Source organism: Nonomuraea rosea (assembly GCF_039539705.1).
GTDB lineage: Bacteria > Actinomycetota > Actinomycetes > Streptosporangiales > Streptosporangiaceae > Nonomuraea > Nonomuraea rosea.
In genome coordinates, this window is the sequence record NZ_BAABDQ010000063.1 from 47045 (window position 1) to 54745 (window position 7701).

General features: G+C 72.3%; 8 protein-coding genes. 4 read left to right on the plus strand and 4 right to left on the minus strand.

The window, feature by feature from the left end:
• Nucleotides 1-6 precede the first annotated feature (6 nt).
• The 4 genes from ABEA43_RS63390 (at nucleotide 7) to ABEA43_RS63405 (ending at nucleotide 3734) form a co-directional block, all read left to right on the plus strand.
• Nucleotides 7-891 carry a carbohydrate ABC transporter permease gene (locus tag ABEA43_RS63390; protein WP_345579113.1) on the plus strand — a complete coding sequence of 295 codons (885 nt, stop codon included), beginning with the start codon at nucleotides 7-9 and terminating at the stop codon, nucleotides 889-891.
• Nucleotides 891-1814 carry a carbohydrate ABC transporter permease gene (locus tag ABEA43_RS63395; RefSeq protein ID WP_345579116.1) on the plus strand — a complete coding sequence of 308 codons (924 nt, stop codon included), beginning with the start codon at nucleotides 891-893 and terminating at the stop codon, nucleotides 1812-1814. The genes ABEA43_RS63390 and ABEA43_RS63395 overlap by 1 nt, the downstream gene beginning before the upstream one ends.
• Nucleotides 1811-2806, plus strand: coding sequence for a LacI family DNA-binding transcriptional regulator (locus ABEA43_RS63400; RefSeq protein WP_345579119.1), 996 nt, complete (start codon nucleotides 1811-1813; stop codon nucleotides 2804-2806). Before ABEA43_RS63395 ends, ABEA43_RS63400 begins: the two co-directional genes overlap by 4 nt.
• Before the next feature lie 91 nt (nucleotides 2807-2897).
• On the plus strand, nucleotides 2898-3734 hold the full coding sequence (locus ABEA43_RS63405; RefSeq protein WP_345579122.1) for an SAM-dependent methyltransferase: 837 nt from the start codon (nucleotides 2898-2900) through the stop codon (nucleotides 3732-3734).
• Nucleotides 3735-3779: 45 nt separating this feature from the next.
• Here ABEA43_RS63405 and ABEA43_RS63410 read toward each other — a convergent pair whose 3' ends face one another.
• The 4 genes from ABEA43_RS63410 to ABEA43_RS63425 form a co-directional block, all read right to left on the minus strand.
• Nucleotides 3780-4154, minus strand: coding sequence for a YchJ family protein (locus ABEA43_RS63410; protein ID WP_345579125.1), 375 nt, complete (start codon nucleotides 4152-4154; stop codon nucleotides 3780-3782).
• A 5-nt stretch (nucleotides 4155-4159) separates the two neighbouring features.
• Nucleotides 4160-4984, minus strand: coding sequence for an NAD-dependent protein deacetylase (locus tag ABEA43_RS63415; protein ID WP_345579131.1), 825 nt, complete (start codon nucleotides 4982-4984; stop codon nucleotides 4160-4162).
• A gap of 163 nt (nucleotides 4985-5147) precedes the next feature.
• Entirely contained in the window at nucleotides 5148-6293 is a 1146-nt protein-coding gene (locus tag ABEA43_RS63420) for an ABC transporter transmembrane domain-containing protein (protein WP_345579127.1), read from the minus strand.
• A 330-nt stretch (nucleotides 6294-6623) separates the two neighbouring features.
• A complete protein-coding gene (locus ABEA43_RS63425) occupies nucleotides 6624-7511 on the minus strand; it encodes a lantibiotic dehydratase family protein (protein ID WP_345579129.1) in 888 nt (295 codons plus the stop codon).
• Between the last annotated feature and the right edge of the window lie 190 nt (nucleotides 7512-7701).

Below are 7701 nucleotides of genomic sequence, written 5' to 3' on the forward strand. Positions count from 1 at the left end.
CACGTCATGAAGCGTTCGGAGAGGGGGGCGTGGCCGTACCTGTTCCTGACCCCCGCGATCGTGCTGTTCACGCTCTTCCTCGCCGTACCCATCGGCTACACCGTCTACCTGGCGATGCGCCGTACCAAGGTCTCCGGGCTCGGGCTGGGCAAGGGGGCGCGCAGGGAGGTCTACGTCGGCTTCGAGAACTTCGCCGCCGCCGTGTCCGACCCCGAGCTGTGGAGCGGGTGGCTGCGGGTGCTCGGCTACGGCGCGCTCGTGCTGGTGGTGATGCTGGGGCTGGCGCTGCTGTTCGCGCTGCTGCTGGACTCGGCACGGGTGCGCCTGGCCAGGTTCTCGCGGATCGCGATCTTCCTGCCGTACGCGGTGCCCGGGGTGGCCGCCACGCTGCTGTGGGGCTTCCTCTACCTGCCTTCGCTCAGCCCGATCAGGGACGTCCTGGACATCGACTTCCTGAGCGCGACCACCATCACGTACTCGATGGCGAACGTGGCGGTGTGGGGCGGGGTCGGCTTCAACATGCTCGTGCTCTACACCACGCTCCGTGCGATCCCGCGCGACCTGTACGAGGCCGCGCGGCTCGACGGCGCCTCCGAGCTCACCATCGCGATCCGCGTCAAGATCCCGATCCTGACCCCGGCGATCATCCTGACCACCGTGTTCTCGATCATCGCGACGATCCAGGTGTTCACCGAGCCCACCGCCCTCCGGCCGCTGACGAACACGATCAGCTCGACGTGGAGCCCGCTCATGAAGGTCTACCGCGACGCGTTCGTCACCGGCGACCTGTACTCGGCCGCCGCCACCTCGATCGTCATCGCGGCGATCTCGCTCGTCCTGTCGTTCGGATTCCTGCGCGTCGTCCGCGACCGCGCCTTCGGGGAGGGCTGATGGCCGGGATCACCCGGACCACCACGGGTACCACGGGTCCCTCGGGTCCCACGGGCGCCAGCACGCGCCGCCGGGCGCACGGCGCCCCGACCGGGCCCAGGCGCCTGGGGCTGGCCCCGACCGGGCTGCTCCTGCTGGGCGCGATCTACTGCCTGTTCCCGGTCGGCTGGGTGCTGATCGCCGCGACCAAGTCGCCCGGCGAGCTGTTCACCACCTCGACGCTCGCCTTCGGCACCGGGTTCCTCGACAACGTGGCGGAGCTCTTCGCCTACCGCGACGGGGTGTTCTGGCGGTGGGCGGCCAACACGCTGCTGTACGCGGGCGGCGGCGCGCTGCTGTCCACCGCGGTCTCGGCCGTCTCCGGGTACACGCTGGCCAAATACCGCTTCCCCGGCCGGAATCTGATCTTCAACCTGCTGATCGGCGGCATCCTGGTGCCCGCCGTGGTGCTGGCCGTCCCGCAGTACCTGCTGTTCTCCAAGATCGGCCTGGCCGACAGTTACTGGGCGGTTCTGCTGCCGCAGATCCTGCACCCGTACAGCATCTATCTGGCCCGCATCTACGCCACCGCGGCCGTCCCCGACTCGCTGCTGGAGGCGGGCCGGATCGACGGGGCCGGCGAGTGGCGGCTGATGTCGCAGGTGGCGATGCCGCTGATGGTGCCGGGCATGGTGACGATCTTCCTGTTCCAGTTCGTGGCCATCTGGAACAACTTCCTGCTGCCGTTCATCATGCTCGGCGACGACGGCAAGTTCCCCCTCACGGTCGGCCTCTACACGCTCCTGGCGGCCGGGGCCAACCAGCCCGCGCTCTACAACCTGATCCTCACGGGGGCGTTCCTGTCGCTCCTGCCGTTGATCGCGCTCTTCCTCACGATGCAGCGATACTGGAAGACCGACCTGTCCTCCGGAGCCGTGAAATGAAGCGCCCTACGATCCACGACGTCGCCGCCGCCGCGGGCGTGTCCCGCGGCACGGTGTCCCGGCTGCTCAACGGGGACAAATACGTGAGCCCGGCGGCGCGCGTGGCCGTCGAGCGGGCCATCTCCGAGACCGGCTACGTCGTCAACAGGGCCGCCCGCAGCCTGGTCACGCAGCGTACGGGGTCGATCGTGATGGTGCTGTCGGAGCCGCACGAGAAGCTGTTCGAGGACCCCAACTACAGCACGCTCATCCGGGTCGCCATCAGGATGCTGGCCGAGCGCGACCTGTCGCTGGTGATGATGCTGGCCGGCGACGAGGGCGACCGCGAGCGGGTGGTCCGCTACGTGCGCGGCGGCCACGCCGACGGCGTCCTGCTGGTCTCCACGCACGCGGGCGACCCGCTGCTCGACGCGCTGCGCACCGGCCCGCCCGCCGTCTCCTGCGGCGCCGTCATCGGCCGCGAGACCGTCATCCCGTACGCTGCCGCCGACGAACGGCTCGGCGCCCGGCAGATGACCGGCTACTTCGTCGGCCAGGGCCGCAAGCGGATCGCCATGATCACCGGGCCGATGGACACGCCGGGCGGCATCCAGCGGCTGGAGGGGTTCGCCGACGTGCTCGGGCGCAAGGCGACCCAGAAGGTGATCGCGCACGGCGACTGGACGCAGGCCAGCGGCGAGCGGGCGATGACCGAGCTGCTGGCGCGCGCGCCCGACCTCGACGCCGTCTTCGTCGCCTCCGACCTGATGGCGGCGGGGGCGCTGGCCGCCCTGCGGGCCGCCGGGCGCAGCGTGCCCGGTGACGTGGCGGTGGGCGGGTTCGACGACTCCCCGGTGGCGCTCTCGACGCATCCGCCGCTGACCACGATCCGGCAGCCGCTGGCGGAGATGGCGCAGGAGACCCTGCGCCTGCTGCTGGCGCTCATCGACGGGGCCGGGCACGTCGAGCCGGTGATACTGCCGACCGAGCTGGTGATCCGCGAATCCGCCTGAACGGGCGATCCGGGCATTTCACCAAAAACCTACGGTCACATCAGTACGATCATGCCAGCCGTCTTCACTGACGTACCAGAAGGAGCCGACCATGAGCGAGATCGGGAGCGAGCAGGACCGGGCGCCCAAGGGTGTGGACACCACGAAGCCCAGCGTCTCCCGCGTCTACGACTACATGCTCGGCGGCAAGGACAACTACGAGGTCGATCGCCAGGTGGCCGCGATGGCGCTGGAGGTCGCGCCGGACGCCCCCGAGGCCGCGCAGGCCAACCGCGAGTTCCTCGGCCGGGTGGTCCGCTACCTGACCGCCGAGGCGGGCATCCGCCAGTTCCTGGACATCGGCTCGGGGCTGCCCACGCAGGGCAACGTGCACGAGATCGCCAAGTCGGCCGCCGAGGGCACCCGGGTCGTCTACGTCGACCACGACCCGATCGTCCTCGTCCACGGCCGGGCCCTGCTCGCCGTGGACGACGGCACCACGATCGTCGAGGCCGACCTCAGGGATCCCGCGGCGATCCTCGACGACCCCGAGGTCAGGCGGCTGATCGACTTCTCCGAGCCGGTCGGGCTGCTGCTGTTCGCGATCCTGCACCACCTGACCGACGAGGAGGATCCGGCCGGCATCGCCGCCAGGCTGCTCGACCGCCTGCCGCCGGGCAGCTATCTCGCCGTCTCCCACTTCCACAACCCGGGGCCGGCCCACCCCGAGGTGTCCAAGCAGGCGTACGCGGCCGAGAAAATCTTCAACGAGACCCTCGGGACGGGCCGCTGGCGCACGCGCGAGGAGATCCTCGCCTACTTCGACGGGCTGGAGCTGCTGGAGCCGGGTCTCGTGCCGCTGCCCGAGTGGCGGCCGGAGTCCGACGACCGGGCCGAGCCCGGCATCACGTACCACACCTTCGTCGGAGCGGTCGCCCGCAAGCCTTAGAGCCTTTGAGTTCTGGAGAGCGCCGAGTTCTGGAGAGCGCCCGCGCTAGAGGGCGCCCTCGTACACCCAGCGCCCGTCGAGCCGGACGAACCTGCTGTGCTCCTCCATCTCGCCCGGCCGCCCGCGATCGACGTAGTGGGCGCGGAAGCGCACGGTGCCCTCGGTGTGCACGACGCTGCCGCCGGTGCTCTCCAGGACCTCCAGCCGCACCCAGCGCACCTTCTTGTCGAGATCGACGCGGGCCGGGCGCGCGGCCGGGTGCCAGGTGCGCAGCAGGTAGGCGGCGTCGCCCACCCCGAACGCGCTGAACCTGGAGCGCATGAGCTGCTCGGCCGTGACCGCCGCCCCCTCGCCGCGGTGCAGCCTGCCGCAGCAGTCCGGATAGAGGGCGGGCAGGCCGCAGAGACAGGTGCGTGGCATGCGCTCTATTCTGCCCCCAGCCGCAGGGTGAGATCGGTCAAGGTGGCCCCCAGCGGGGCGTCCACGGTGAGCAGCGCGTCCGCGTCGCCGCCGGTCGGGCCCTGGTTGACGATGGCGATCGGGACGCCGAGCGCGGCGGCCTTGGTGACGAACCGCAGCCCCGACTTGATCATCAGTGAGGAGCCGAGGACGAGCAGCGCCCGCGCCCCCGCCACGACGGCGAAGCACTCGTCGACGCGCGGCTTGGGCACGTTCTCGCCGAAGAACACCACGTCCGGCTTGAGCAGCCCGCCGCAGCCCGTGCAGTCGACCACCCGGAACCCCTCGACCTGCGCGTCGGAGAGCACCGCGTCGCCGTCGGGGTTGATCAGCCCGCTGGCCGCCCAGTCCGGGTTCGCGGCCCGCAGCCGCCGGTCCAGCTCGGCGCGCGGGGTGCGCTCCCTGCACGACAGGCACACGACCCGGTCGAGCCCGCCGTGCAGCTCGATCACCCGCCGCGCGCCCGCCGCCTGGTGCAGGCCGTCCACGTTCTGGGTGACGATGCCGGCCAGCAGCCCGCGCCGCTCCAGCCCGGCCACCGCCCGGTGGCCGGCGTTGGGGCGGGCCTGGCCGATCTGCCGCCAGCCGACGTGGCTGCGCGCCCAGTAGCGCCGCCGCGCCTCGGCGCTGCTCACGAACCGCTGGTACGTCATCGGCTCCGCCCGCCTGGACCGGCCCGTCGGCCCCCGGTAGTCGGGGATCCCCGACTCCGTGGACAGCCCGGCGCTGAGCACCGCCACGCCTCCCCGGCCGACCAGCCCGGCCAGCTCCGCGAGCGGGGACTTCGTCATCGTCACGACATCCATGGTGCCCGACCAGACCACCTGCCTGTTCCCCGGCCTCCATGCTGCCCAGCCTGACCACCCTGACCACCCTGACCACCCGCTTGTTCCCCGGCCTCCATGCTGCCCGGCCTGACCACCCGCTTGTTCCCCCGCCTCCATGGTGCCCGACCTAACCACCTGCTTGTTCCCCGGCCTCCGCGATCAGCTCCGCGCTCCACAGCCGGCGCATCTCGGCGCAGCTCTCCAGCAGCTCGCCGAGCGGGCCCCGCCCGGCGACCCGGCCCCGGTCCAGCACGATGACCTGGTCGGCGCGTTCGAGCGCGGCCTGCCGGTGCGAGACGACCAGCACGGTCGCCGGGCCGCGGCCGGCGATCCTGTCCCACAGCAGCCGCTCGGTCTCCACGTCCAGCGCGGAGGACAGGTCGTCCACGACCAGCAGGTCCGGGTCACGGACCAGGGCGCGGGCGGCCGTGGCCCGCTGCACCTGCCCACCGGACAGCCGCACGCCGCGCGGGCCGACCACCGTGCCCAGCCCGTCCGGCATCGCGGCCAGGTCCTGCTCGAACGCCGCCAGCTCCAGCGCCCGCGCGATCTCCGCGTCCGTCGCGATCTCGCCCAGGAGCAGGTTCTCCCGCAGGGTCTCGGAGAACAGCCTGGGGACCTGGCTCGCGTACGCCCGCCCGGTCCGGCACCAGGAATGTGCGCCCATCAGGGCCGCGCCGGCGGCCCGCGCCCGGGCCGCGGACGGGACGGCCAGCCGCTGCGCGCGGGTCATCCCGAACCCGATCAGCAGGCAGTACGCCAGCAACGCGCAGCCGATGCGCCGGTCCACGCCGAACACGATCACGACCACGCCGGCCAGCAGCAGCGCGCCGGCCACGACGTCGAGCAGGAAGGCGACGACGAAGTCGGCCACGGCCACGACGTCGCCGTCGACGCGCTCGATCAGCTCGCCGGGCGTGTGCCGGCCGTGGTAGTCCAGGTCGAGGCCGAGCGCGTGCCCGGCCAGGCGCTCGCGCAGCCGGTTGGTGCCGTCCCAGGCGAGGCGGCTCGCGAGCCAGGCGGTGACCATCCTGGCGGCCTGTCCGGCGACGGCGAGCCCGAGGTAGGCGAGGGCGATCAGGGTCAGGTGCCGGGTGCTCGCGCCGCCGATCGCGTCGTCCACGAAACGGCGGGTGAGCTGGGGCGCCGCCAGGGGGAGCGCGGTGGCGGCGGCGCCGGCCGCGGCCAGCGCGGCGGCGAGTCCGCGTCCTGGGCGCAGCAGGCGCAGGACCGAGGTGTTATGTGGTGCGGTCCCCGGGTCGAGTGGTCTCAAGAAGCGTCATGCCCTTTGCATCGGAGGTGTCGGTGTGCCGTGGGAACATGACAGCTCCGCGCATTTCGGAGGCCTCCTTGATCGATGAGCGCTTCCCCGGGAGTACACCAGCCCCCGTAACCACCCAGCAACCGATTTACGCCACCCCCCATGCACCGAACGGGGCCGGCGCACGGGGACGCACGGGGACGGGACCTCGGGGGCGGGACCTCGCGCACCGGGCACCGGGCGCGCATGGAGCATCACGCACGGGGCACCGGCCGATCGACGGCGTCGTCGTCGGCAGCAGCAGCAGCAGCGGTAGCAACTGCAGCAGCGGGCTGAGTCCGCCTACTGCCGCGCCCACCCGACAAGGCATCCGAGCCGCAGCCGCGTGTGCCGAGCCGCCGCCGTCGCCGCCGCTCCCCCGGCCCGCCACCACAGGTGCCCGGGAGCCGGCAGCATCTCGGTGACGAGCACCTCCGCCGGGTCCTGCCTGGCCAGATCCTCCACCGCGAGCGGATCGCAGAAGTCGACGTAGACGGGCGCCGGCTCGGCGGGATGGTGCACGAAGGCGTACCGAGGCAGCCCGTGCTCGCCGCGCAGCCGGTGCACGGCCAGCCAGCGGTCGAAGGCGTCCGCACCGCGCTCGGCGGGCAGGCGCACCCGCCAGCGCTCCCGCTGGTAGACCACATCATCGATCATGATCCGTGGCGTATGGGCCCCCAGGTCGATCTCCACCGGCGCGAACGCGGGCAACGACAGCGCCCTGTGCAACGTCGTACTCGCGTCGGCGGGATGCAGCAGCATGCGCCGCCCCTGTACGTCGATCGCGTCGCCACCGGCGGTCACCAGCACGTCGGAGACGGGCACGGTCTGCTCGCGCGGCTTGCCCGACAGCCCGCCGAGCTCGATCGACAGGCCAGGTAGCTCGGGCGCGACCCGCGTACCACGCCGCCGCGTGACCACCGTGGCGGCGCTCTCCGGCGGCACGACCTGTGCGGCCCGCTCCAGAAGGCCGCCCCAGAGGGTGCCCGGCTCGCTGTGCAGCCCACCTTCGAACCCCCCGAACAGGGGGCCGCAGTCGTCCCGCAGCCCGGTCAGCACCCAGGTCGCGCATGCCAGATCCGTCCCGACGGCCATGAGCTCAGGCCCCGGCAGACAGGGATCGCGCCGATCCCCCGCCCGCGCCCACAACCCCTCCGTCGCCGCCCCCACCTCGCCGGCACTCAGCCGCACGACCTCCGCCCCGCCGCACACCCCCGCACCCGGCCAGCCGAATCCGTACCTCCGCCCATCCCGCCCACCAGCCGCATCCCCCCGCACATCCTGATCGCCACCCCCGAACCTCCAGACTCCCTCCGCACCGGCCCCAAACCCTCGCACCCCTTCCGCACCATCCTCGAATCCCCGCACCCCGCCCGCACCA